This is a genomic window from Micromonospora psammae (genome assembly GCF_036902725.1).
In the GTDB taxonomy this organism is placed as follows: Bacteria; Actinomycetota; Actinomycetes; order Mycobacteriales; family Micromonosporaceae; genus Micromonospora.
Map to the genome: position 1 here is coordinate 22,986 of NZ_JBAKHM010000020.1, position 25,002 is coordinate 47,987.

Here is a 25,002-nt window from a genome sequence, read left to right on the forward strand (position 1 = left end):
GGGACCTGACCCGGGGCGGCGGCCAGCGCGGCCTGGAACCAGGGTGCGCGTTGAAGGGATCCACGACTGGCCTGGTTCCACGTGAAACGACGGAGCCGTCGTCCGGGCCCAGGCAGCCGCCGCACCACGAAGTCGCGCGGCTCGCTGCCGCCGTTCGCGCCGGCCTCCGGGCCGCAGTTGGGACAGGGGCGCGGCACGGCAACCACCGAGATTGCCACTCGGGAGCAGGAGGGAACCGTGGTGACGTCACCGCGGGACCAGGGTCGGAAACGGTCGCATCGCCGCTCCCCGCAGGAGCGGAACGGACGACAACGCCACCTGGAAGGCGCGGGAATGACAGGGGGACCACCTGGGTCATCTCACGGGGGCGCGGGACGGCCCAGGGCGGCTCAGACCTGGCCGACCGGGAATGGGCGGGAAGCCAATTGGCCGCCACCTCACGACGGCCAGGTGAGCGAGGACCGGGTCCCTGGGGCGTGGCCAGCGGCACCATCGGGCAAGAGCGGGGGCCGGTGTCCACAGGCGGCTCCGCCGTCTCCGCCCGCTTGCCCCCTCTCTCCGCCTGCGCTCGCCCGCGCCAGGGATCGCTCGCTCGGCCCAGTTCCACGTGAACGAAGAGATCCAGGGAACGACTCCGAGCATTCCAACGCCGAATCGCCCGCATCTGCCTGCCAGGCATCCGCACAGAGCCACACTCCCCGGGTCGGGACCGCAGGAACGACTTCAGGAGGGTGATGGGTTCGAGCCGGGCGAAGAGCGCCTCGCCGGTACGTGCGACGTGGCGTGCCCAGCTGTCCTCGCTGTGGCGTGCCGCTTCTGCCCGCTGAGAAGCCTGCTGAGCGAACACCGGGCCACAAGCTGTGGACGGAGACCGCCCCGCCACCGACAAGGCGACCCAGGACGCCCCCACGGACTGCGGCCCTGGCACGGCGACGGCAGTCACTCGGCGGAACCGGCACCACAGGTGACGGCACCCGAACCGCCGTCAGGGGGCCCAGGCTGTTCGGGCTACCCGCCGGCTCTGCCAGTGCGTTTCACGTGAAACCGCCGCGCTCCCGGCGACCCTGCCCCCGCAACAGCCCGGCCGCCGGGATGCCCGGGCGCGGGGGCGGGGACGGGGGCGGGGCGGGAGCTCACGACCTCGTTCAGGAGGGAAGCTCCGAGAAGCAGACCGGCCGCGCCCCTGAAGGGACGCGGCCGGTGCCGACAACGGACAGGGAGGCTCAGCCCTCGGGCTCCTCCTGCTCGACACCGATGATGCCGACGATCCGTTCCAGGTCGTCGACCGTGGCGAACTCGATGGTGATCTTGCCCTTGCTCCGGCCGATGTCCACCTTCACGCGGGTGTCGAACCGGTCGGAGAGGCGGTCGGCCAGGTCGGTCAGCGCCGGGGCGTGCGCCTTGGTCCGGCGCTTGGCCGGAGTCTTCGCCGGCCCCTCGCTGAGCGCCAGCGCCACGATCTCCTCGGTCGCCCGGACCGACAGCCCCTCGGCGACGATGCGGAGGGCGAGCTGTTCCTGCGCCTCCGGCTCTTCGAGGCTCAGCAGCGCCCGGGCGTGCCCGGCGGAGAGCACGCCGGCCGCCACCCGGCGCTGCACCTGAGCCGGCAGGTTCAGCAGTCGGATGGTGTTGGAGATCTGCGGCCGGCTCCGGCCGATGCGTCGCGCCAACTCCTCGTGGGTCGCCCCGAACTCCTCCAGCAGCTGCTGGTACGCGGCGGCCTCTTCCAACGGGTTCAGGTTGGCCCGATGGATGTTCTCCAGGAGCGCGTCCCGGAGCATCGCGTCGTCCTTGGTGTCCCGCACGATCGCCGGGATGTTCTCCCGACCCACCGCCTGGGCGGCCCGCCACCGGCGCTCACCCATCACCAGTTCGTACTTCTCGCCGTCGAGCTGGCGTACGACGATCGGTTGGAGGAAGCCCACCTCCTGGATGGAGGTCTTCAGCTCCTCCAGGGCCTCCTCGTCGAAGACCTGCCGGGGCTGCTTCGGGTTGGGCAGGATCGCGTCGACCGGGATCTCGGCGAAGCGGGCACCCGGTACCGGGCTCAGCTCCGGCTCCGGCTCGACCGACACCGCCGTCACCGGCGGGGCCACGGCGGGTGTCTCCACCGTCGGATGCGCGTGGTCGTCCTCGGCCGGCGAGACAACGCTCGTCGGCGCCTCCGGCACCGGGCCGGTCGGGATGAGCGCCCCGAGCCCTCGACCCAGACCGCCACGGGGACGGTTCTTCATGCGACGCCTCCCAGCGACTTGTCCGCACTACGCATTCCGGCTCACCGGCTCCTTGACGCCGCGCTCGGCGATTTCCAGGGCAGCCTCGAAGTAGCTCGTGGCACCTCGTGATCCGGGATCGTAGGTCATCACGGACTGGCCGTAGCTGGGTGCCTCGGAGACGCGGACGTTGCGCGGAATGACCGCCTGGAGGACCTTGTCGCCGAAGTGGTTCCGGACGTCCTGCTCGACCGCGTCGGCGAGCCGGGTGCGCCGGTCGTACATGGTGAGCAGGATCGTGGAGACCTCGAGCGCCGGATTCAGGTGCTGGCGGACCAGGTTGATGTTGTTGATCAGCTGGTTCAGCCCCTCCAGCGCGTAGTACTCGCACTGGATGGGGATCAGCACCTCCTGCGCGGCCACCAACGCGTTGACCGTCAGGAGGCCGAGCGAGGGCGGGCAGTCGATGAAGACGTAGTCGAAGTGCCCCGGGTAGGCGGCGATGGCCCGGGCCAGCCGGGACTCGCGGGCGACCACTGACACCAACTCGATCTCCGCGCCGGCCAGGTCGATGGTGGCGGGCACGCACCAGAGGTTGGGGATGCCCTCGACCTCCTGCGCCACCTCCTCCAGCGGCACGCTGTTGATCAGGCAGTCGTAGACGTCCGGCACCCCGGTGTGGTGCGGGACGTTCAGCCCGGTGGAGGCGTTGCCCTGCGGGTCTAGGTCGACCACGAGCACCCGGTTGCCGTGCAGGGCCAGCGCCACTGCCAGGTTCACCGTGGTCGTGGTCTTGCCCACGCCGCCCTTCTGGTTGGCGACGGACATCACCCGGGTCCGTTCCGGACGGGGCATGCTCACCTCGCCACTCGGATTAAGGATCTGCACGGCGCGCATCGCCTCCATAGCCAACGGTGGGTCATCCTCTTCGCGCGTCGGGGTTTCACGTGAAACGTACGTGGGGCCGGTCGGGTCGACGGCCGAGGCCCCTGGGGCGGGGCTCGGCTTGTCGGCGCGCACCGGTTCCCGGGGTAGAGCGTCGGGCACCGCGTTCGGCTGCGGCTGTTGCGGGACGGGCGGCGGAACGTTGCCCCCGGCCCCCGGCTCGAATCGCGAGGCTGCCCCGGAGTTGCGGCGGGTGGGACCCGAGCGGTCCGCGGGCAGGTTGGCTGGTCGAGCGACGGCGTCGAGGGGCGGGAGCGGAGAGTACGACTCGGGGCCGGGACGCGCGGCACCCACCGCCGGTGGGTCACGGTGCACGACGGGCTCGCAGTCCGGGGCACGGGTCGTGGTCGGTTCCGACTGGTCGCCGGGCGCCCGGAACCGGGGCTCGGTTTCACGTGAAACGCCGTCCGCGCCGGGGGTCAGGCCCTCGGGGCGGATCAATCGTGGATCGTCGTACCTGTCGTCGTCATGCACCTGTCATCCCTGCCCGCTCCGGATGGTCGGTCCGCACCCGTCAACTGGTCGCACGCGCGCTCACACCGCGGAGGCGTACGGCCCGGCGGGAGCGGTCGGGAACCGCCCGCCCCACACTATCGACGCGCGGCCAGCCTACGGGGGACGGGCACGGCGGGTCCATCTCCGTTCTCGTCGCGTCCGACACCCGGCGTGGCCGGTGGGAGGCGGTCAGCGAGCCTGCTTCCGGCCGCCGCGCGACCGCTTCGGCGCCTTCTTGACCGACGGCGGTCGCACCACCCGCTCCCGTACGACCTCCACCACGGTCGCTGGCGGGTCGATGAGCCCCTCGCCGCAGAGGTGCACGCTCGGCTCACCGCCACCGAGCCGGGTGACCACCCCGGCGTGTTCGGCGATCTCCTCGGCGGCCGAGGAGCCCTTCAGCGCGAGGAGCCGACCTCTGGGCACCGCGAGGGGGAGGCACCAGGTGGCCAGCCGGTCCAGCGGCGCGACCGCCCGGGCGGTGACGACGTCCGCGCTGAACGGGCCGGTCCCGGTCTCCCCGGAAGCCGCCTCGTCGGCCCGGCCCCGGAACACCCGGACCGTCCTGGCCAGGCCGAGGTGCTGTACCGCCTCGATCAGGAACGAGGTGCGCCGGGCGAGCGGCTCGACCAGGGTCACCGTGAGGTCGGGTCGGGCGATCGCCAGGACCAGGCCGGGCAGGCCGGCACCGGACCCGACGTCGATGACCGTGGCGCCCTCCGGGATCCGCTCGGCGACCGCCGCGCAGTTGAGCAGGTGCCGGTCCCAGATCCGCGGCGCCTCCCGCGGACCGATCAGGCCGCGGACCACGCCGTCGGTGGCGAGGAGTTCCGCGTACGCGGCGGCGAGGTCGAGCCGGTCACCGAAGAGCGCCTGCGCCGCCGGCGCCAGCGCGGGCGGCAGGGCGGCGTCCTCGGGTGAGGGAAGCAGGCGGACAGGGGACGGCCCGGGCGGCGTGCCACCCGGGCCGGATTCGGCAGCCGCCGTGGTGTCGTCGTGTGTCACCAGGTCAGTCCGCCGGCCGGACGATGATGCGCCGGTTCGGCTCGACACCCTCGGACTCGCTCTCGACGCCGCTCATGGCGTTGACCACGTCGTGCACGCACTTGCGCTCGAAGGCGGACATCGGCTCCAGCCGGACCGGCTCGCCGTGCTCCTTGACCTTCTCCACCGCGTTCTTGGCCACCGCGGCCAGCTCCTTGCGCCGGGTGGCCCGGTAGCCGCCGACGTCGAGCAGCAGCCGGCTCGGCGCGCCGGTCTGGCGGAACACCGCCAGCCGGGCCAGCTCCTGGAGCGCCTCCAGGGTGGCGCCCCGCTGACCGACGAGGTTCTGCAACCGACCGCCGACCACCTCGACGACCGGACGGCCGCCGGAGACCAGCTCGTCGATGTCCCCGTCGTAATCGAGGATGTCGAGCAGGCCCTCGATGTAGTCCGCGGCGATCTCGCTCTGCGCGAAGAGCTCGCCCTCGCCGGCGGCCTTCTTCTCCTTGCCGGTCGACTCGGTGTCCTTCTCCTCGGCCTCGTCCTCGCCGTCGACGGCGGAGGTCGGCAGGTTCTCCTCGTCGAGGGACGGTTCCGCGCTGGGGATGCTGGTCTCGGTCACGGTGTCATCTCCGTACTCGCTCGGCCGGACCGTCGGGTCCGCTGGTTTCCCGGGGCGCCGGCGGGAGAAAGCCGGTGCCCACGGGCACGTCTGTACGGGCAGTTTCGCCCGTGACCGCGCCTGGCGCGGCAGTTCCGGCCCGGCGCCGACCGTACGGCGGCTGCGCAGTGCCGGAAGGCCGCCGCCGGGGGTCCCGACGGCGGCCCGGTGGTCAGCCCTGCCGCTTGGCGGGCCGGCCCTTCTTCGGGTTGACCGGCTTCGCACCCGGCTTCGGCCCGGCGACCTTCGGCGCGACGGGCTTGGCCGGCACCTGCGCGGCCGGCTTGGCGCGGTTGAGGAAGCCGCCGGTCTTCGCCGGCTGCACCGGGTTGCGGGGCGCGCCGCTGCCGGCCTTGGTGTTGGTCACCAGGGGCGGGAACTTGCGCAGCACCCACTGCTGCTGGCCGAGGGTGAAGAGGTTGTTGACGACCCAGTAGATGATCACACCGATCGGGAAGATCGCGCCGGAGATCAGCAGCGACAGGGGGATGCCGTAGAGCATCAGTCGCTGCACCATCCGCTGCTGCGGGTCCTCCGCCCAGCCGGTCTTGAGGATCATCTGACGGCTGGTCAGGTAGGTGGTGCCCATCATGACCAGCACCAGGATGCCGGCGATGACCTTGACCGTGGTGCCGTTGGCGCCGAGGCGGGCCAACTCGTCGGCGGTGGAGCCGAACTTGCCGGCGATCGGCGCGGTGAAGATCTTGGCGGCGGAGGCGCTCTCGAACTGGTCGGCGGTCCAGCCGTAGAGGGTCTTGCTCTCCTTGGCCGGGTCGAGCCGGCGGAGCACGTGGAAGAGGCCGAGGAAGACGGGGATCTGGAGGAACATCGGAAGGCAGCCCATCAGCGGGTTGGCCTTTTCCTTCCGGTAGAGCTCCATCATCTCCTTCTGGAGCGTCTCCCGGTCACCCTTGTGCTTCTCCTGCAGCTCCTTGACCTTGGGCTGGAGCGCCTGCATCGCGCGCTGCGACTTGATCTGCTTGACGAAGACCGGAAACAGGATCACCCGGACGGTGACCACCAGGAAGATGATGGCCAGGATCCAGGCCCAGTTCGTGCCGATGACCGCGTCGACCGGCACGCCGATGGCGTCCCAGGCCGAGTGCCAGGTCAGCAGGATCCACGAGATCGCGTAGTAGATCCAGTCGAGACTAAAATCCACTCTCAGGCTCCAGTCACATCGGCACGGCGGCGACCGCCCGGCTCCGGCACCGGGTCATGTCCACCAGGGTGGAAGGGGTGGCAGCGCAACAACCGCCCGACCGTCAGGCCGGCTCCCCGGAGCGCGCCGTGCCGGGCCACCGCCTCCAGGGCGTACGCACTGCACGACGGGTAGAACCGACAGCGGGCCGGCAGCGCCGGGCTTATCCAACGACGGTACGCGATGATGGGGCCACTCAGCACCCGGGCACCCGGGCTCGTCGGCCGTGGCGCGGCAGGTCCGCCGCTCACCGGGACCGCCGCCCCCGGGGCGCCCGCGCGGCCGCGATGGCCGCGTCCAGGTCGGCCCCCAACCGGGGGTACGCCGCCTCGGCCGCGGCGGGCAGGGCGCGTACCACCAGGGTGCTCCCCTCCGGCAGCTCGGCCAGGCGCTCACGGACCAGGTGCCGCAGCCGCCGCCGGACCTTGTTACGGACCACGGCGGGGCCGACGGCCTTGGACACGACGAAGCCGGCGCGGGTCGGCGTGGAGATCGTCTCCGTGCCGCTGACCCGCGCCGGCTCCGGCGAGGTTGTCGCGGTGGACTCGGGGCTCGCCGGCAGGGTCAGGTGGACGACGACCGCGCCACGACCGGCGCGTCGACCACCCCGGACCGCTGCGGCGAAGTCGTTACTGCGCCGCAGTCGCTGTGCGGCCGTCAGCACGACTGCCCACGTCCCCGGACCGGACCGGTCGGCCTCAGGCCGACAGGCGGGCGCGGCCCTTGGAGCGGCGGGTCGCGAGGATGGCACGGCCGGCACGGGTGCGCATGCGCAGCCGGAAGCCGTGGGTCTTCGCGCGCCGGCGGTTGTTCGGCTGGTAGGTGCGCTTGCTCACGTCAGGCTCTCCGTTTTCGTGCGCCCGCGGCGCGGGATCGCCGGGGTCGTGTGGTGGTCCGGGCCACCTTCGGCGGCGGCCTCCGATCGGTGCTGCCCGACGGTGCGGATCCTCGGCGAGGCGGGGATGCGACCGCGGACAGCAAGCACCCATCACCCTAGCAGAGGGCCACAGAGCAGCCGCTCCAGCCTACGCAGGGGGGCAATGACCGTCAAACAGGTCATCGACGGTACACGCGGGACCGTGACCCCGACCGAACCGGCGGTTTTCACTGATGCCGACAAGAAGCGCGGAGGGTCGGCGGTTGATGGCGTCGGGTCGTCGCTGTTACCGTGCCCGATTGCGGTCAGCGTCTTCGGTCCGGGTTGTCGCCGGTGGGCAAGACCGGACAGGGCCGTGAATCGTTCGGCACGGTGAACCCGCTTCAGCGCTCCCCCAACCAGGGGGGCAGGTCCGACCCGCGTCCAGCGGGCGGCACAATCGGTCGGTACACACAGGCTGTGGATAACTTGTGGATGCCGGTCGCCGAGTCGCCCGGTGGGTGAGGTACCACCCGCTCGAACGCGGTGGCGGGCCCGGAACGGTCGACTGGATCACAGCGGCGGCCGGGAGCAGAGGCGAGGGGGTGGCACGACGGTGGCCGGTACGACCGACCTGGCCGCGGTGTGGACCGCGGCGACGGACGAACTCGCCGACGAGATCATCTCCGCGCAGCAGCGCGCGTACCTGCGGCTGACCCGGCTGCGGGCGATCGTCGAGGACACCGCTCTGCTCTCCGTCCCGGACGCCTTCACCCGGGACGTGATCGAGTCGCGGCTGCGGCCGGCCATCACCGAGGCGCTCACCCGCCGACTGGGCCGGCCGATACAGGTGGCGGTCACCGTGCGGGTCGCCGAGGACGCCGCCGGCCGTCCCGCCGGCACCGTCTACCGCAGCGGCCCCGAACCCACCCAGGCCGAGTTCGACGTCCCCCGCGACGACTTCCCGGCCCGGGACGACTTTCCGGCCGGACGGGACGACTTCCCCGCCGGACGGCCGGCCTACGACGAGCCGGAGCCGGTGTATCCCGAGCGCCCGGTCGAGTCGGAGCAGGTGGCCATGCCGCCGGGTCGCGACGGACACCGCGGACTCATCCCGGCCAGCCGCACCGGCGGCCAGGACACCCTCTTCGGCGCGGCCTTCGCCGAACCGCTGCGGGTGAGTCCCCCCACACCGGAGCGGCGGGGCTTCGAGGAGCGGGGACGGCTCGACCCGCCGGACACCGGCGCCCGCGGCTTCGAGCCCGCGTACCGTGACCAGGCCCGGCCACCCCGGGACGGGCAGGGTCCGCGCGGGCTGGCCCGCGACGGCGGTACGGACAGCGGTCCCGGACGGACCAACGCCGACCACCGCCCGGGCGGGCGGGACGACCGCCGCCCCGGCGGCGCGGAGAGCGGCGGCAACCGGCTCAACCCGAAGTACATGTTCGAGACGTTCGTCATCGGCTCGTCGAACCGGTTCGCGCACGCGGCGAGCGTCGCGGTGGCCGAGTCGCCGGCGAAGGCGTACAACCCGCTCTTCATCTACGGCAGCTCCGGGCTGGGCAAGACCCACCTGCTGCACGCCATCGGGCACTACGCCACGACGTTGGGCAACGCCCGCTCGGTCCGGTACGTCTCGACCGAGGAGTTCACCAACGACTTCATCAACTCCCTGCGGGACGACAAGACGCAGGCGTTCCAGCGGCGCTACCGCGACGTCGACATCCTCCTGATCGACGACATCCAGTTCCTGGAGAACCGCGAGCGCACCCAGGAGGAGTTCTTCCACACCTTCAACACCCTGCACAACGCCAACAAGCAGATCGTGATCACCTCCGACCGGTCGCCGCGCCAGCTCGCGACGCTGGAGGACCGGATGCGGACCCGGTTCGAGTGGGGGCTGCTGGCCGACATCCAGCCGCCGGACCTGGAGACCCGGATCGCGATCCTGCAGAAGAAGGCGGCGCAGGAGCGGATGTACGCCCCGCCGGACGTGCTGGAGTTCATCGCCTCCCGGGTGTCGAACTCGATCCGGGAGCTGGAGGGGGCGTTGATCCGGGTCACCGCGTTCGCCAGCCTGACCCGGTCGAACGTCGAGCTGTCGCTGGCTGAGGAGGTGCTGCGGGACTTCATGCCCGACGGGGGCGGGCCGGAGATCACCGCGGACCAGATCATGGTCTCCACGGCCGACTACTTCGGGGTGAGCCTGGAGGACCTGCGCGGGCACTCCCGCTCGCGGGTCCTGGTCAACGCCCGTCAGGTCGCCATGTACCTGTGCCGGGAGCTGACCGACCTCTCGCTGCCCCGGATCGGGCAGGCCTTCGGTGGCCGGGACCACACCACGGTCATGCACGCCGACCGGAAGATCCGCCAGCAGATGGCCGAGCGGCGCTCGCTCTACAACCAGATCGCCGAGCTGACCAACCGGATCAAGCAGAACACCTGAGTCGTACGCCACTCCGGCGACGCCGGACCAGGGGCACGCGGACGCCCGGCCGGGATCGGCCGGGCGTTTTCTCTGCCCGCCGGGCGGCGGTCGAGGGCGAGCGGTTGACCCTCGAGTGGGTCGAGGGGCCAGGATCGGCGGCATGTTTGTCCACAGCACGGCCTCGTTGTCCACATCCCCTGTTCCACAGGCGGTGGATAACCACGCAGTGTCCGGGCCCGGTTACCCACAGACTGTGGACAAACCCTGGGGACGAGGCTGTGGACGCCTGGGGACGACGGTGAAGTTGTCCACCGGCGACGGTCTACCTGTGCACGGCCTGTTGAAGGTTCTGGGGACGACGTCGGTCACAGTCGTCGGCGCTGTCCACAGCACTGGGGAGAAACCCGGTGGATTACCCGTGGACAACCGGTGGACAACCGTGGACAACTCTGGGGAGAACCCGGCCTGTGGACCGGCGGGTCGGTTCACCCCCCGGTTCTCCACAGCCAACCCACCGGTGGATAACCTTCCTGAGCTGGGCGAACGCAGGTTCTCCACAGTTTGCACAGGTGCGAAGAAGACGATGAGTTATCTCTTCTAAAAGAATCAAAAACCAATCACCACCGTTGGACTTCCTGTGGATCGGGCCGGACCCTGCCGTCGGCAGTCGCCCGGGCACCTGGATCCACGGGGTCGGGCGCACAGCCGATGCCCACGCGCCCTAAGGTGCGATGGGTACCCGCACGGTCGGGCGGGACGGCAGGCAGCGGTCGGCATGAGAGAGTTGTCGCTGACGTCGACGCGGAGGCATTGATGAAGTTCCGAGTAGAGCGCGACGCGCTCGCCGAAGCGGTGGCCTGGACCGCGAAGAGCCTGCCCAACCGGCCGTCCGTACCGGTCCTCGCCGGGGTGATGCTCCGGGTGACCGACGGCAACCTGCAGGTCTCCGGCTTCGACTACGAGGTCTCCAGCCAGGTGACCGTCGAGGTGCAGGGGGACGCCGACGGCGCCGCCCTCGTCTCCGGCCGCCTGCTCGCCGAGATCACCAAGGCGCTGCCGGCCAAGCCGGTGGACATCGCCGCGGTCGGCGCCCACCTGGAGCTGGTCTGCGGCAGCGCCCGGTTCACCCTGCCCACCATGCCGGTGGAGGACTACCCCAGCCTGCCGGAGATGCCGGAGAGCGCCGGCACGGTCGACGCCGCCGCCTTCGCCGCCGCGGTGGCCCAGGTGGCCGTGGCCGCCGGCCGGGACGAGACCCTGCCGATGATGACCGGCGTCCGCGTCGAGCTCTCCGGTGGCACCCTGGCCATGCTCGCCACCGACCGCTACCGGCTCGCGCTGCGCGAGATGGAGTGGCACCCGGACGACCCCGAGATCAGCATCAACGCCCTGGTGCCGGCGCGCACCCTGAACGACACCGCCAAGGCGCTCGGCCCGCTCGGCGGCCAGGTCACCATGGCGCTCTCGCAGGGCGCGGCCGGCGAGGGCATGATCGGCTTCGCCGGCGGCACCCGCCGCACCACCAGCCGACTGCTGGACGGGGCGAACTACCCGCCGGTGCGCTCGCTCTTCCCGGCCAGCCACAACGCCGAGGCCCGGGTGGCGGTCAGCACGCTGATCGAGGTGGTCAAGCGGGTCGCTCTGGTGGCCGAGCGGACCACCCCGGTGCTGCTCAGCTTCAGCTCCGACGGGCTCGTGGTCGAGGCTGGCGGCACCGAGGAGGCGCGGGCCAGCGAGGCGATGGAGGCCACCTTCACCGGCGAGCCGCTGACCATCGGCTTCAACCCGCAGTACCTGATCGACGGCCTGGCCAACCTGGGCGCCCAGCACGCGCAGCTGGCCTTCGTCGACGCCTTCAAGCCGGCGGTGATTTCCCCTGCCGGCGAGGATGGAGACGTCATCCCCGGGTACCGGTACCTCATCATGCCGATCCGCGTGTCCCGCTGATCGCGCCCAGCACAACCCAGACGCACGGAGGTAGGAGCAAATGCAGCTCGGCCTGGTAGGACTCGGCCGGATGGGCGGCAACATGCGCGAGCGGTTGCGCGCGGCCGGCCACGAGGTGGTCGGCTTCGACCACAACGCGGAGCTGAGCGACGTCGCCAGCCTGTCGGAGCTGGCCGAGAAGCTGGAGTCGCCGCGTGCCGTGTGGGTGATGGTCCCGGCCGGGGTGACCGACGCGACCATCGACGAGCTCGCCGGCGTGCTGGGCGAGGGCGACATCATCATCGACGGCGGCAACTCGCGGTTCAGCGACGACGCGCCCCGGGCCGAGCGGCTCGCCGAGCGCGGCATCGGCTACCTCGACGTGGGTGTCTCCGGCGGCGTCTGGGGCAAGCAGAACGGTTACGGCCTGATGGTCGGCGGCGCGCAGGAGCACGTCGACCGGCTGATGCCGGTCTTCCAGGCGCTCAAGCCGGAGGGCGAGTTCGGCTTCGTGCACGCCGGCCCGGTCGGTGCCGGCCACTACGCCAAGATGGTGCACAACGGCATCGAGTACGGCCTGATGCACGCCTACGCCGAGGGCTACGAGCTGCTGGCCAAGTCCGAGGTCGTGACCAACGTGCCGGGCGTCTTCAAGTCCTGGCGCGAGGGCACCGTGGTCCGCTCCTGGCTGCTCGACCTGCTCGACCGGGCCCTCGACGAGGACCCGGAGCTGGCCGAGCTGAGCGGCTACACCGAGGACACCGGCGAGGGGCGCTGGACCGTCGACGAGGCGGTCCGGCTCGCCGTGCCGCTGAACGTCATCACCGCGTCGCTCTTCGCCCGGTTCGCCTCCCGGCAGGACGACTCTCCCGCGATGAAGGCCGTCGCCGCGCTGCGCCAGCAGTTCGGTGGGCACGCCGTCCGCAAGCGCTGAGCGGTATCCACAACCTGTGTACGTCCGCCGGCTCGAACTGGTCGACTTCCGTTCGTACGAGCGGGTCGGCGTCGACCTGGAGCCGGGGCCGAACGTCCTGATCGGCGCCAACGGCGTCGGCAAGACGAACCTGGTCGAGGCGTTGGGCTACGTGGCGACCCTGGACTCGCACCGGGTCGCCACGGACGCCCCCCTGGTCCGGATGGACGCCACCTCGGCGGTGATCCGCTGCGCGGTGGTCCACGACGGCCGGGAACTCCTGGTCGAGCTGGAGATCGTCCCCGGCAAGGCCAACCGGGCCCGGCTGGGCCGGTCACCGGCGCGGCGGGCCCGGGACGTGCTCGGCGCGCTGCGGCTGGTGCTCTTCGCCCCGGAGGACCTGGAGCTGGTCCGGGGCGATCCCGCCGAGCGCCGCCGCTACCTGGACGACCTGCTGGTCAGCCGGCAGCCCCGGTACGCCGGGGTGCGCGCCGACTACGAGCGGGTGGTCAAGCAGCGCAACGCCCTGCTGCGCACCGCGTACCTGGCCCGCAAGACGGGCGGGACGCGCGGTGGGGACCTCTCCACCCTGGCGGTCTGGGACACCCACCTGGCGCAGCACGGCGCGGAGCTGCTCGCCGGCCGGCTGGAGCTGGTCGCCGCGCTCGCCCCGCACGTGGCGAAGGCGTACGACGCGGTGGCCGCGGGCCGGGGGGCGGCGGGCATCGCGTACCGGCCGTCGGTGGAGCTGACCGAGCCGACCACCGACCGGGCGGCGCTGGCCGAGGCGTTGACCGCCGCGCTGGCCGAAGCCCGGTCGGCGGAGATCGAACGGGGCACCACCCTGGTCGGACCGCACCGCGACGAGCTCACCCTCACCCTCGGCCCACTACCCGCCAAGGGGTACGCCAGCCACGGTGAGTGCTGGTCGTACGCGCTGGCCCTGCGGCTGGCCGGCTACGACCTGCTGCGTGCCGACGGCATCGAGCCGGTGCTGGTGCTGGACGACGTCTTCGCCGAGCTGGACGCGGGCCGGCGGGAGCGGCTGGCCGAGCTGGTCGGCGGGGCCGGCCAGCTCCTGGTCACCTGCGCCGTCGACGACGACGTGCCGGCGACCCTGCGCGGCACCCGCTACGCGGTCGGTGAGGGAACGGTGCGACGTGTCGACTGATCCGGAGCGCGCCGGCGGGACCGGTGAGCCGACGAAGGCGACGGGTGGACCGCGCCGCACCGCCTCGGGCGCGGCGCGCGGTGCGCGTACTCCCAAGGGTGCCGGAACCGGGTCGGAGGCGGACGCCGCCCGCCCGGCCGGCGGCGACGCGGACGGGGGCCGGCGAGCCGGCGCCACCGGACGCGGGCAGACCGGCGCGGACGCCGGGGCCGGGGGCCGGCGAGCCGGCACCACCGGCGGCGGGCAGACCGGTGCGGAGGCGCCGGGCGACGGCGGATCGGCGGCGGGTGACCCGGGCGCGGTGGCCGGGCCGGAGCTGGCCCGGGCCGTGCTGGACGCGGCGAAGGCCCGCCGGGAGTCGGCGGCGAAGAACCGCCGCCGGAGCGTGGTCGGCGGGGACGGCGGCGGTGAGCGGCGGTTGCGCGGCTACTCCGGGCCGGGCCCCGACCCGCGCGACCCGCAGCCGCTCGGCGTGGTGCTGGAGCGGTTGATGAAGGCGCGCGGCTGGCAGCAGCCGGCCGCCGAGGCGACCGTCTTCGGCGCCTGGGAGAAGGTCGTCGGCGCGGAGATCGCCCAGCACAGCCGGCCGGTGAAGCTGGAGGACGGCGAGCTGACGGTGGAGGCGCGCTCCACCGCCTGGGCGACCCAGCTCCGGCTGCTCGCGGCGTCGCTGCTCAAGCGGATCGCCGGCGAGGTGGGCCACAACGTGGTGCGCAAGCTGCACATCCACGGGCCGGCGGCGCCGTCGTGGTCGCGGGGCCCGCGCCGGGTCCGTGGCCGGGGGCCGCGGGACACCTACGGCTGAGCGGGGCTCAGCGCCCGGCGCGTCGGGCCTCGCGGGCGGCGCGCTTGCGTTCCCGCTGCTCGCGGCTCCACTGCTTGCGCCGCTCCAGGTCCTGCTTCCACAGCTCGCGGGCCTGCGTCGACCCGCCCTGCACGGCGCCCTGCACCCCCTCGGCGGGGCCGGCGAGGTACTTGTAGGCCCAGGCCCAGAGCCGGCCGCCTTCACCCGGTGCCTTCGCGGCCTTCCCGTCCTCGCTCATGCCTGCCCGACCTCTCCGTCGCCACCGCGAACACTTTGTGCCCCAACAATTGGTACACCAAACGTTGCTACGATGACAATGGCGATGAGGAGGTCGACCGTGCCCGACCAGCTCGACGGGGATCCGCTGGCTTTGGAGCAGCAGGTGTGCTTCGCGCTCTCGGTCGCCGCGCGCGGCGTCGTCTCCGTCTACCGGCCGCTGCTGGAGCCGATGGGCCTGACCCATCCGCAGTACCTGGTCATGCTCGCCCTGTGGCAGCACGCGCCGCTCTCCGTGCGGGAGCTGAGCCGGCTGCTCCAGCTCGACCCCGGCACGCTGTCGCCGCTGCTGAAGCGCCTGGAGGCCGCCGGTCACGTACGGCGGGAGCGCGACCCCTCCGACGAGCGGAGCCTGGCCGTCACGCTCACCGCCGGCGGCGCGGCGCTACGCGACCGCGCGGAGCGGATCCCGCCGGCCATCGTCGAACGGCTCGGACTGCCGATCGAGGATCTGCGGCGCCTGCACACCGTGCTGACCGAGGTGATCGCCGCGACCAACCGGGCCGGGGCTCCCGGGCCGGGCGCACCGTCCTGATCCGGCCGGCGGGCCCGGGCCCGGGACGACCCGGTCAGGCGTCGGCGTAGACCGCGAAGCCGCGGTCGGCGCAGCGCCGGTAGAAGGCGGCGAGCACGCCCAGCTCGGCGCAGGTGAAGTCCCACTGCGGCGGGTCGCCGTCCTCGTCGCGCAGCCGGTCCAGCCGGCTGTCCAACCAGCGCAGCTGCTGCTCGGCCAGCCGGCCGTCGGCCAGCAGCGAGCGGAGCACCTCGCTGACCGACTCGAAGGTCACCGCCTCGCCGTGCGGCCGGTGCTGGACGACGAACTTCTCCACCCCGCCGGCGACCCAGGCGCAACCGTCCGGGTCGATCACCGGGTCCTCGTCCTCGGCGGCCGCCTCCGTGGCGTAGAGCACATTCTCCAGCCCGAGGATCAGGTCGACCAGCTCGGTGTAGGCGGTGGCCCGGACCGTGCCCGTCTTGGCGATGTGTTCGGCGAGCGCCGCGGTCGGCGCGGAAATCTGCGGAATGTCCACGATCTCGCCGAAATCGACGAACTCGGCCGGCGCGACCGGATCGTAGAAGCGGCCGGTCCGCGGCCAGTGCACCGCGACGTTGTCCAGCCCCATCTGGCGTCACCCCTTGTGAGCACGTGTCGGATCGATCGGGTCGATCGTCCCGGTAATGGATGGAAAAGATCAAGACCAACACCGCTGGCGCCGCAAAGCTACGGTACGGCCGGTTCGCGCGCGACCCCTGGCCGCCCACCGTCCGGCCCGATCCGGGGGCGGCAGCCGCCCCCGAACCCCCCGTGGCGTGTAGGGGGAGTCGCGGGCAGCGCGATTCGGCCGGCTACGGAGGTCTCAGACGCCTCGCAGGGGTGCCGAGTGGCGGTTCTGTCGTTCGCGCACAGTAAGATTGACGCAGAGACGAAGACTCGACACCGAACGACGGACACGGGCCCCCGGGGCCCTTGATCATTGTTCACGTCGGGTTGAGCCGATCGCGATCCGCGGGCAACCGCGGCGACCGGCGTACGCGATCCGTGACCTGGAGTTCCCGGGGCCGGTCCGTGCGCGCCGACGTCGCGTCCTGTCCGCCGAACCCGCGCCCCCGCGCCTCGGCGCGGTCGGTGCGAGAAAGTGGCCGAGGGTGGCAGCGCAGGACAAGCAGGAGTACGGCGCCGAGTCGATCACCGTTCTGGAAGGGCTGGAGGCGGTTCGCAAGCGGCCCGGCATGTACATCGGGTCGACGGGCGAACGTGGTCTGCACCACCTCGTGTGGGAGGTCGTGGACAACGCCGTGGACGAGGCGCTGGCCGGCTACTGCGACACCATCGACGTGGTGCTGCTGGCCGACGGCGGGGTCCGGGTCACCGACAACGGCCGTGGCTTCCCGGTCGACCTCCACCCCAAGCTGAAGAAGCCGGGTGTCGAGGTCGCCCTCACCGTGCTGCACGCGGGCGGCAAGTTCGACGGCAAGGCGTACGCGGTCTCCGGCGGTCTGCACGGCGTCGGCGTCTCGGTGGTGAACGCCCTCTCCACGAAGATGGCGGTGGAGATCCACAAGTCCGGCTTCGTCTGGCGGCAGCAGTACGCCAACTCCAAGCCGTCGCCGCTGGAGAAGGGCGAGACCACCGACCGGACCGGCTCGGCGGTCTCCTTCTGGCCCGACGCCGACGTCTTCGAGACCGTCGACTTCGACTTCCAGACCATCTACCGGCGCCTCCAGGAGATGGCCTTCCTCAACCGCGGTCTCACCATCCACCTCCTCGACGAGCGGGTCGCCGAGGAGGAGGACGGCCGGCAGCGCGAGGTCACCTTCTGCTACAAGGGCGGCATCGCCGACTTCGTCCGGCACCTCAACGCCTCCAAGAACCCGATCCACAAGACGGTGGTCGAGTTCGGGGCCGAGGAGGAGGGCATGTCGGTCGAGATCGCGATGCAGTGGAACGAGTCGTACGGCGAGTCGGTCTACACCTTCGCGAACACGATCAACACGCACGAGGGCGGCACCCACGAGGAGGGCTTCCGGTCCGCGCTGACCAGCGTGGTGAACCGCTACGGCACCGACAAGAAGCTGCTCAAGGGCGACGAAAAGCTCTCCGGCGAGGACATCCGCGAGGGCCTGGCCGCGATCATCTCGGTCAAGCTGGCCAACCCGCAGTTCGAGGGGCAGACGAAGACCAAGCTCGGCAACACGCCGGTCAAGAGCTTCGTGCAGCGGGTCTGCAACGAGTGGCTGGTCGACTGGTTCGACCGCAACCCGGCCGAGGCCAAGACCATCATCACCAAGGCGTCCCAGGCGGCCCGGGCCCGCATCGCCGCGCAGCAGGCGCGCAAGCTGGCCCGGCGCAAGTCGCTGCTGGAGTCCGGCTCGATGCCGGGCAAGCTGGCCGACTGCCAGTCCACCGACCCGCGCGAGTCCGAGGTCTTCATCGTCGAGGGCGACTCGGCCGGTGGCTCGGCCAAGCAGGGGCGCGACCCGCGGACCCAGGCGATCCTGCCGATCCGCGGCAAGATCCTCAACGTGGAGAAGGCCCGGATCGACCGGGTGCTGAAGAACAACGAGGTCCAGGCGCTGATCACCGCGCTGGGCACCGGCATCCACGACGACTTCGACATGGAGAAGCTGCGGTACCACAAGGTGGTGCTGATGGCCGACGCCGACGTCGACGGCCAGCACATCCAGACGCTGCTGCTCACCCTGCTCTTCCGCTTCATGCGGCCCCTGGTCGAGCTGGGGCACGTCTACCTGGCCGCCCCGCCGCTCTACAAGATCAAGTGGAACAAGAAGGGCGACGACGCGCAGTACGCGTACTCGGACCGCGAGCGGGACGGGCTGATCGCGCTGCGCCAGCAGAAGAAGCCCAACGCCCGGCCGGACGACATCCAGCGGTTCAAGGGCCTCGGCGAGATGAACTACCCCGAGCTGTGGGAGACCACGATGAACCCGGCCACCCGTACGCTGCGCCAGGTCACGCTCGACGACGCCGCGACCGCCGACGAGCTGTTCAGCGTGCTGATGGGTGAGGACGTCGAGGCGCGCCGTTCGTTCATCCAGCGCAACGCCAAGGACGTGCGGTTCCTCGACATCTGACGGTGCCGGACGGGTCGGCCGGGCAGTCCCCGGCCGACCCGTCGGTCCACAGAGTTATCCACAGCTTGGCCGGTTTCCACAGCCGTTATCCACAGCACGAAAACGACTCTGAGTCTGATAAGGGTTAACAGTGACCGATACTCCCGAGTCCATCCCGAACGAGCCGGAGATCCCGGAGACAACCGTCGCGGCCGTCGTGCAGCACGACCGGATCGAGCCGGTGGGCCTCGAGGTCGAGATGCAGCGCTCGTACCTCGACTACGCGATGAGCGTCATCGTCGGGCGGGCCCTGCCGGACGTCCGGGACGGGCTCAAGCCGGTCCACCGCAAGATCCTCTACGCCATGTTCGACTCGGGTTACCGGCCGGACCGCGGCTACGTGAAGTGCTCCCGCGTCGTCGGCGACGTGATGGGCCAGTTCCACCCGCACGGCGACTCGGCGATCTACGACGCGCTGGTCCGGATGGCGCAGCCCTGGTCGCTGCGGTACCCGCTGGTCGACGGCAACGGCAACTTCGGCTCGCCGGGCAACGACCCGGCCGCCGCCATGCGGTACACCGAGTGCAAGCTCGACCCGCTGGCCATGGAGATGCTGCGGGACATCGACGAGGACACCGTCGACCTCCAGGACAACTACGACGGCCGGGCCAAGGAGCCCACCATCCTGCCGTCGCGGATCCCCAACCTGCTGGTCAACGGCTCCGAGGGCATCGCGGTCGGCATGGCCACCAAGATCCCCCCGCACAACCTGCGCGAGATCGGCGCGGCGGTGCAGTGGTGCCTGGAGCACCCGGAGGCGGACGAGGCGACCACCCTCGAAGCGCTGCTGGAGATCGTCAAGGGCCCCGACTTCCCCACCTACGGCCTGATCGTCGGCCAGGCCGCCATCCAGGACGCGTACCGGACCGGGCGCGGCTCGATCCGGATGCGCGCGGTGGTCGAGGTCGAGGAGGACAAGCGCGGCCGTCCCTGCCTGGTGGTCAGCGAGCTGCCCTACCAGGTGAACCCGGACAACCTCGCCGAGCGGATCGCCGAGCTGATCAAGGAGGGCAAGCTCGCCGGCATCGCCGACATCCGCGACGAGTCCTCCGGGCGTACCGGCATGCGGATCGTGCTCGTGCTGAAGCGCGACGCGGTCGCCAAGGTGGTGCTGAACAACCTCTACAAGCACACCCAGCTCCAGGAGACCTTCGGCGCCAACATGCTGGCCCTGGTCGACGGGGTGCCGCGCACGCTGAACCTGGCCCAGTTCATCCGCTACTACGTCGAGCACCAGATCGACGTGATCCGCCGGCGGACCGCGTTCCGGCTGCGCAAGGCCGAGGAGCGGGCGCACATCCTGCGCGGCCTGGCCAAGGCGCTGGACGCCCTCGACGAGGTGATCGCGCTGATCCGGCGCTCGCCCACCGTCGACGACGCCCGCCAGGGCCTGATCCGGCTGCTGGAGATCGACGAGATCCAGGCGACCGCGATCCTGGACATGCAGCTGCGTCGCCTGGCCGCCCTGGAGCGGCAGCGGATCATCGACGACCTCACCAAGCTCGAGATCGAGATCGCCGACCTCAAGGACATCCTCGCCAAGCCCGAGCGGCAGCGGCGGATCGTCTCGGAGGAGCTCGGCGAGATCGTCGCGAAGTGGGGCGACGACCGGCGTACGAAGATCGTGCCGTTCGACGGCGAGGTCTCGATGGAGGACCTGATCGCCCGCGAGGACGTGGTGGTCACCATCACCCGCACCGGGTACGCCAAGCGCACCAAGGTCGACCTGTACCGCTCCCAGCGGCGCGGCGGCAAGGGCGTCAGCGGTGCGACCCTGCGGCAGGACGACATCGTCAGCCACTTTTTCGTATGCTCCACACACGACTGGATCCTGTTCTTCACCAACAAGGGCCGCGTCTACCGGGCCAAGGCGTACGAGTTGCCGGAAGCCAGTAGGGTGGCCAAGGGCCAGCACGTGGCCAACCTGCTCGCCTTCCTGCCGGACGAGCAGATCGCTCAGATCATCGAAATCCCGAACTACCAGGTGGCGCCCTACCTGGTACTCGCCACGAAGAACGGCCTGGTGAAGAAGACTCGGCTCGAGGAGTTCGACTCCAACCGCTCCGGTGGCATCATCGCGATCAACCTGCGTGATGAGGACGAGCTGGTCGGAGCTGCCCTCGTCGCGCCCTCGGACGACCTGCTGATGGTCTCCAAGAAGGCGCAGGCGATCCGGTTCAACGCCAGCGACGAGGCGCTGCGCCCGATGGGTCGGGCGACCACGGGCGTGATCGGCATGCGCTTCACCGACGACGACGTCCTGCTCGCCATGGAGGTGGTCCGGGAGGGCATGGACGTGCTGGTGGCAACGAACGGGGGATACGCGAAACGTACCCCGATCGAGGAATACCCGGTGCAGGGCCGGGGAGGTAAGGGCGTGCTGACTGCGAAGATCACCGAACGACGCGGTGGTCTGGTCGGCGCTGTCGTGATCGACCCGGACGACGAGCTGTTCGCCATCACCAGCAACGGCGGTGTCATCCGGACTCCGGTGAAGCCTGTACGCCGTACGCGTGACCGGAACACAATGGGGGTCAAGCTGATGGACCTCCCGGACGGCGTGACTATCGTGGCGATTGCTCGCAATGCCGACGAGCCTGACGAACAGGACTAGTTGAATGACGGAGACACAGGCGAAGTCGGGGAACACGGGGACCTCGGCCAACCCGGTCGACGAGGAGGCCGCCAAGGGCGGCACAACCGCGGCCGGTCGCGCTGCCGTGGGCCGGGCGACCGTCCCCGCCGACGCGCCTGCCCCGAAGTTCACCCGGGCCCCCGGAATGGCACCGCCACCGGACAAGCCCGGCGACGACTCGGGGACGAGTAGCGAGCAGGCCCCCACATCAGGGACCGACGCGCCCAGCTCCGCCACCGTGCCGGTGGTCACCTCGGCCAAGTCGAGCAACACGACCCAGCCGATCAGGGCCGGGGTCGCCACGTCCCCGGCCACCACCGGCACCCAGCCGAAGGTGACCGGGGGCGCCAAGCCGTCGCCGGACGGTGCCCGTCAGGCGTCCACCGGCCGTCCCGCCAACGGTGGCGGCCTGCCGCCGGGCATCGGCGGCGCGGCCGCCGTCGGGGCCGCCCGGGTCGGTGACGCGGTACGCGCCGCGCGTACCTCGGTCAGCTCGGCCGCGTCCCGCGGGCCGCGCCGGGCCCGGCTGAACCTCAAGCGGATCGACCCCTGGTCGGTGATGAAGTTCGCCTTCGCCGTCTCCGTGGTGCTCTTCATCGTCGTGGTCGTCGCCACCTCGGTGCTTTACCTGGCCCTCGACGCCATGGGGGTCTTCCAGAGCGTCAACGACAGCCTGACCGACCTGGTCAACGCCGGCGGTGGGCAGAGCGCCAGCGGCTTCCAGATCACCGCCAAGGGTGTGATCCTCAGCTCGGCGCTGATCGGCCTGGTCAACGTCGTGCTGTTCACCGCGCTCGCCACGCTCGGCGCGTTCGTCTACAACGTCTGCGCCGACCTGGTCGGCGGGATCGAGCTGACCCTCGCCGAGCGCGACTGATCCTGAGCCACACCGACGCCGGGGCCGCCGCGAACGCGGTAGCCCCGGCGTCGCCGCGTCCGGCCCCGGTCCTCGGGTGGGCGACGCTCCCCGTTTGCGGTGTGTCGCGGTGTCAGCTCGTCGGGACACCCCGACACGCCGCAAGCCGGGGGGCGATCTCGGCGCGAGGCCCCGGGGGAAAGCGGTCGCCGATGTGCGGCCGCTCCGGGTACGGTCACAGAGGGCGCGAGCGCCGCGGCCACCCCCGATTTGGGGCCGGACGAGGCGATGGGTTAACCTTGCTCGTCGCCACGCGGGGCTATAGCTCAGTCGGTTAGAGCGCAGAGCTGATAACTCTGAGGTCGCTGGTTCGATTCCAGCTAGCCCCACCGCACATCGTTCCGACGGCACGTCGAGCGCGAGGGGTCTCCCATGGTCAAGAAGCTCCTGTTCCTCGTCGGCATCGTCGGCGTCGCCGCCGTCGTGGCCAAGAAGGTCAAGGCTTCCAACGACGAGCGCGCCCTGTGGCACGAGGCCACCACCGCGCCCGACCTGCGCTGACGCTTGTTCCTGGCGGCAATGGCCGCCAATGGGGGCCCTAGCTCAACTGGCAGAGCACTGCCTTTGCAAGGCAGGGGTTAGGGGTTCGAGTCCCCTGGGCTCCACCAGCACTTTCACCGGTTGATCTCGGGTACGAGTACAGCCATTCGTACAGCCAAGCGGTCACGTCGTACCTTCCTGGCCGAGCACCCGATCGATGGCCGAGGCAGCGTGACGAGCCCGCGCCGGCAGGACGTGCCCGTAAGTGTCGGCCGTCATCCGGATCGTGGAGTGCCCGAGCAGCTCCATCACCGTGCGCAGCTCCTCACCCTGGTCGAGCAGGAACGTGGCGAACGCGTGCCGCAGTTCGTGCAGATGCAGCCAGTCCAGCCCGGCTATCGCGCGGAGCTGCTCGAAGCGCCGGTTGACGTTCCGCGGCTCCATCGCGGTGCCAATGGTGCTGGCGAAAACCAGACCCAGATCCGACCACACCTCACCGGCGGCGAGCCGTTCCTTGGCCTGGCGCACCCGCTGTGCCTCCAACGCCCGGACAGCCAGCACCGACAGCGGCAGCGGACGGGTCGACCGGTGCGTCTTCGGTGGCACGAACACCAACCCGCGATCCGTTCGCTGGAGCGTCTGCCGAACGAACAGCGCCCGTCCCGGCAGGTCGACATCCGACCAGCGGAGGCCCAACAGCTCAGCCCGCCGGAGCCCGGTCGCCAGCGCCAGGACGAACAGCGATTCCAGCCGGTCACCGGTCAGCACCGACAGCAGCGTCTTGGCTTCCTCGGGAGTGAGGGCGCGCCGCTCGGCCGAGAGCCGGCGGCTTGGCCGCTTTGGCGACGTTGCGCGGGACCGGGTCCATCCGCTCAGCATCGGCCAGGGCGACGCGCAGCACGGCGTGCACCGTGATGATGCTGGCCGGCGCGAGTTTGCCCCGTAGCCCGGTGAGGAACCGCTGTACGTCCCGAGGCGTCAGGCGATCGAGCTTCACCCGGCCGAGGCCCGGCACGAGGTGCTTACCCACGGCCAGGCGGTAGCGGACCAGCGTTGATGGCCGGGTGCCGTCGTGTGCCTTCACGTCCCGCAACCACTCGGTCAACCACGCTTCTAAGGTCCGAGGCTGCGCGGTGAGGTCGACGCCGCGCTGGAATTGGCGCCGCAGCTCGTCACGCTTCCGGACCGCCTCAGCCTCGCACTTGGCGTAGACGTACTTCCGCTTCCGCTTCCCCTCGATCCAACCGAGGTCGACCACCGCAGCCCACACGCCCGGCCGCTGCTCATACACCGAGCCCTCACCATGAGAGCGCCGACGCCGGCCCGTCATGCTGCGAACTCCTCATCCGTCGCCAAGAATTCATCAAGGCGGCCCGCAAGCGGGCCGCGCCGGCCCGGCCCCGGCCTGCTGGCGACCTCCGGCCGGCATCGGCCGGACCGGCCGGCCACGCTTGGGAACGACACGATCAGAAGGCCTCGGGGCTCTGCCCCGAACCCCGGCCCTCCTCAGAGATCGGCCGGGAGCGGATCACCTCGCCGGGCACCACAAGGGCTACCAGCCTCCCGGGACGGGGCCAAGGTCGTTCGTCCGGTAGGGCGCTCCACCTTGGCCCCGTCCCGGGAGGCTGGACGGTCTACGACTGCCCGACGAGGAGATCCGCCGTGAGGCAGTCAGTTGGCTAAGGCCTGCCGCAGTATTTGCGAGCCAGATGACCGAAGGTCGTGGCTCCAGGCGTGATAGAGCAATGCAGGATCCCGATCGTCGGCACGGCCCACGACGAAAGCTCGCCGCTGACCTTCGTCCCACCGTTGGGTGCCGGGCAGGACACGGTGAAGCTCGCTTTGATCCTTTCCAATCCTGAGAAGGCCACGATCCGGCCGGCCTGCTTGTTCTCCAGCAGCGTCGCCTTGGCAAGAGCAGCCTCGTCCTCAGGCGGTGGAGCCAGTTCGACTGGCACCTGACGAGCCTCACGGAGCGACTCGACCAGGGTGGCGAGCCAATCCGCGGAAGACAGAGACGAGTCGGGAACCTGCGGCTTGATCGGACCTTCGGAATGCACCAGCATTGTCCTGCTCGCCGCGTCACCGTCTCGGACGAAGACGTTGGTGAGGGTCTTGGCCCGCGACACGTTCGACCACGTCAGCTTCGCCTCTGCGGGCGTACAGGTCCTACGGGCACTGACTGTGACTGCCGACGGGGCAGCATGGTTGTGACCACCGCTCGGTGTGGGGGCGGGTGAGGAGCCGCAGGCGGCGACCAAGGCGAGGGCCGCCGATGCCGCGAGGCACTGAAGCGCACGCATGCCGGCTGCTCGGCGGTTGGCCACGCCGACCTTCACGACCCACCCCGTGACCGGCGCTTGTCGGCGTCTTGGATCGCATGCCGAACAGCCAGACGGATCAGCCAGTAGAGGACGAACAGGCTTAGCGCGTAGAAGAGAACGACTGCGATCGACTGTTCCAT

23 protein-coding genes, 2 tRNA genes and 1 pseudogene are annotated in these 25,002 nt (G+C 70.9%); 12 read left to right on the forward strand and 14 right to left on the reverse strand.

Translation table 11 applies throughout. The annotated features are described in order from the left end of the window. Positions 1-1,223 precede the first annotated feature (1,223 nt). The 8 genes from V6U79_RS21905 to rpmH all read right to left on the reverse strand — a co-directional run bounded on the left by V6U79_RS21905 (position 1,224) and on the right by rpmH (position 7,335). Entirely contained in the window at positions 1,224-2,234 is a 1,011-nt protein-coding gene (locus V6U79_RS21905; protein ID WP_334615640.1) for a ParB/RepB/Spo0J family partition protein, read from the reverse strand. Positions 2,235-2,261: 27 nt separating this feature from the next. Beyond that, positions 2,262-3,632 (reverse strand): ParA family protein, encoded by a 1,371-nt coding sequence (locus tag V6U79_RS21910; RefSeq protein WP_334529224.1) that lies wholly within the window; start codon positions 3,630-3,632, stop codon positions 2,262-2,264. Positions 3,633-3,842: 210 nt separating this feature from the next. After that, positions 3,843-4,583 carry a 16S rRNA (guanine(527)-N(7))-methyltransferase RsmG gene (gene rsmG / locus V6U79_RS21915; RefSeq protein ID WP_334615680.1) on the reverse strand — a complete coding sequence of 247 codons (741 nt, stop codon included), beginning with the start codon at positions 4,581-4,583 and terminating at the stop codon, positions 3,843-3,845. Positions 4,584-4,662: 79 nt separating this feature from the next. Continuing rightward, complete coding sequence (locus V6U79_RS21920; protein ID WP_334529221.1) at positions 4,663-5,259, reverse strand: Jag family protein; 597 nt, start codon at positions 5,257-5,259, stop codon at positions 4,663-4,665. 211 nt (positions 5,260-5,470) lie between these two features. Beyond that, a complete protein-coding gene (gene yidC / locus V6U79_RS21925) occupies positions 5,471-6,460 on the reverse strand; it encodes a membrane protein insertase YidC (RefSeq protein WP_334529218.1) in 990 nt (329 codons plus the stop codon). Between the two features lie 2 nt (positions 6,461-6,462). Next, positions 6,463-6,750: a membrane protein insertion efficiency factor YidD gene (yidD, locus tag V6U79_RS21930; RefSeq protein WP_334529215.1), complete on the reverse strand. Its 288-nt coding sequence runs from the start codon at positions 6,748-6,750 to the stop codon at positions 6,463-6,465. Beyond that, positions 6,747-7,163 (reverse strand): ribonuclease P protein component, encoded by a 417-nt coding sequence (gene rnpA, locus V6U79_RS21935; protein ID WP_334529212.1) that lies wholly within the window; start codon positions 7,161-7,163, stop codon positions 6,747-6,749. The genes yidD and rnpA overlap by 4 nt, the downstream gene beginning before the upstream one ends. A gap of 34 nt (positions 7,164-7,197) precedes the next feature. Continuing rightward, positions 7,198-7,335 carry a 50S ribosomal protein L34 gene (gene rpmH / locus V6U79_RS21940; RefSeq protein ID WP_334529209.1) on the reverse strand — a complete coding sequence of 46 codons (138 nt, stop codon included), beginning with the start codon at positions 7,333-7,335 and terminating at the stop codon, positions 7,198-7,200. A gap of 663 nt (positions 7,336-7,998) precedes the next feature. On the opposite strand from rpmH, the gene dnaA reads away from it, so the two are divergent. The 5 genes and pseudogenes from dnaA to V6U79_RS21965 all read left to right on the forward strand — a co-directional run. Further along, the gene (dnaA, locus tag V6U79_RS21945; RefSeq protein WP_442933806.1) at positions 7,999-9,801 is read left to right on the forward strand and encodes a chromosomal replication initiator protein DnaA; all 1,803 of its coding nucleotides are present in this window, start codon (positions 7,999-8,001) and stop codon (positions 9,799-9,801) included. Between the two features lie 795 nt (positions 9,802-10,596). Further along, a complete protein-coding gene (gene dnaN, locus V6U79_RS21950; protein WP_334529203.1) occupies positions 10,597-11,730 on the forward strand; it encodes a DNA polymerase III subunit beta in 1,134 nt (377 codons plus the stop codon). A 40-nt stretch (positions 11,731-11,770) separates the two neighbouring features. Continuing rightward, on the forward strand, positions 11,771-12,643 hold the full coding sequence (gene gnd / locus V6U79_RS21955) for a phosphogluconate dehydrogenase (NAD(+)-dependent, decarboxylating) (protein ID WP_334529200.1): 873 nt from the start codon (positions 11,771-11,773) through the stop codon (positions 12,641-12,643). Positions 12,644-12,659: 16 nt separating this feature from the next. Further along, positions 12,660-13,793, forward strand: a complete 1,134-nt coding sequence (gene recF, locus V6U79_RS21960; protein WP_334529197.1) for a DNA replication/repair protein RecF — start codon at positions 12,660-12,662, stop codon at positions 13,791-13,793. A gap of 262 nt (positions 13,794-14,055) precedes the next feature. Then, positions 14,056-14,598: pseudogene (locus V6U79_RS21965) on the forward strand (DciA family protein); the annotation flags it as partial. A 7-nt stretch (positions 14,599-14,605) separates the two neighbouring features. Here V6U79_RS21965 and V6U79_RS21970 read toward each other — a convergent pair. After that, entirely contained in the window at positions 14,606-14,836 is a 231-nt protein-coding gene (locus V6U79_RS21970; RefSeq protein ID WP_334529194.1) for a hypothetical protein, read from the reverse strand. Between the two features lie 84 nt (positions 14,837-14,920). Between V6U79_RS21970 and V6U79_RS21975 the strand changes: the two genes are divergently transcribed. After that, entirely contained in the window at positions 14,921-15,409 is a 489-nt protein-coding gene (locus tag V6U79_RS21975; RefSeq protein WP_334615641.1) for a MarR family winged helix-turn-helix transcriptional regulator, read from the forward strand. A 34-nt stretch (positions 15,410-15,443) separates the two neighbouring features. Here V6U79_RS21975 and V6U79_RS21980 read toward each other — a convergent pair whose 3' ends face one another. Beyond that, the gene (locus V6U79_RS21980; RefSeq protein WP_334615642.1) at positions 15,444-15,998 is read right to left on the reverse strand and encodes a hypothetical protein; all 555 of its coding nucleotides are present in this window, start codon (positions 15,996-15,998) and stop codon (positions 15,444-15,446) included. A gap of 523 nt (positions 15,999-16,521) precedes the next feature. Between V6U79_RS21980 and gyrB the strand changes: the two genes are divergently transcribed. The 6 genes from gyrB to V6U79_RS22010 all read left to right on the forward strand — a co-directional run bounded on the left by gyrB (position 16,522) and on the right by V6U79_RS22010 (position 22,666). Continuing rightward, positions 16,522-18,468 carry a DNA topoisomerase (ATP-hydrolyzing) subunit B gene (gyrB, locus tag V6U79_RS21985; RefSeq protein ID WP_334529185.1) on the forward strand — a complete coding sequence of 649 codons (1,947 nt, stop codon included), beginning with the start codon at positions 16,522-16,524 and terminating at the stop codon, positions 18,466-18,468. Between the two features lie 130 nt (positions 18,469-18,598). After that, positions 18,599-21,121, forward strand: a complete 2,523-nt coding sequence (gene gyrA, locus V6U79_RS21990; RefSeq protein WP_334529183.1) for a DNA gyrase subunit A — start codon at positions 18,599-18,601, stop codon at positions 21,119-21,121. A 4-nt stretch (positions 21,122-21,125) separates the two neighbouring features. Continuing rightward, positions 21,126-22,019, forward strand: a complete 894-nt coding sequence (locus V6U79_RS21995) for a DUF3566 domain-containing protein (protein ID WP_334529181.1) — start codon at positions 21,126-21,128, stop codon at positions 22,017-22,019. A 294-nt stretch (positions 22,020-22,313) separates the two neighbouring features. Then, positions 22,314-22,387 (forward strand) — tRNA-Ile (locus tag V6U79_RS22000). 43 nt (positions 22,388-22,430) lie between these two features. Continuing rightward, a complete protein-coding gene (locus V6U79_RS22005; protein ID WP_334529178.1) occupies positions 22,431-22,559 on the forward strand; it encodes a DLW-39 family protein in 129 nt (42 codons plus the stop codon). Positions 22,560-22,590: 31 nt separating this feature from the next. After that, positions 22,591-22,666, forward strand: a tRNA-Ala gene (locus V6U79_RS22010). 55 nt (positions 22,667-22,721) lie between these two features. Here the strand turns inward: V6U79_RS22010 and V6U79_RS22015 are convergent. The 4 genes from V6U79_RS22015 to V6U79_RS22030 all read right to left on the reverse strand — a co-directional run bounded on the left by V6U79_RS22015 (position 22,722) and on the right by V6U79_RS22030 (position 25,002). Beyond that, a complete protein-coding gene (locus V6U79_RS22015) occupies positions 22,722-23,306 on the reverse strand; it encodes a site-specific integrase (protein WP_334615643.1) in 585 nt (194 codons plus the stop codon). Further along, positions 23,293-23,829 (reverse strand): tyrosine-type recombinase/integrase, encoded by a 537-nt coding sequence (locus V6U79_RS22020; protein ID WP_334615644.1) that lies wholly within the window; start codon positions 23,827-23,829, stop codon positions 23,293-23,295. The genes V6U79_RS22015 and V6U79_RS22020 overlap by 14 nt, the downstream gene beginning before the upstream one ends. A gap of 388 nt (positions 23,830-24,217) precedes the next feature. Further along, positions 24,218-24,667, reverse strand: coding sequence for a hypothetical protein (locus V6U79_RS22025; protein WP_334615645.1), 450 nt, complete (start codon positions 24,665-24,667; stop codon positions 24,218-24,220). A gap of 206 nt (positions 24,668-24,873) precedes the next feature. Then, positions 24,874-25,002: a hypothetical protein gene (locus tag V6U79_RS22030; RefSeq protein WP_334520393.1), complete on the reverse strand. Its 129-nt coding sequence runs from the start codon at positions 25,000-25,002 to the stop codon at positions 24,874-24,876.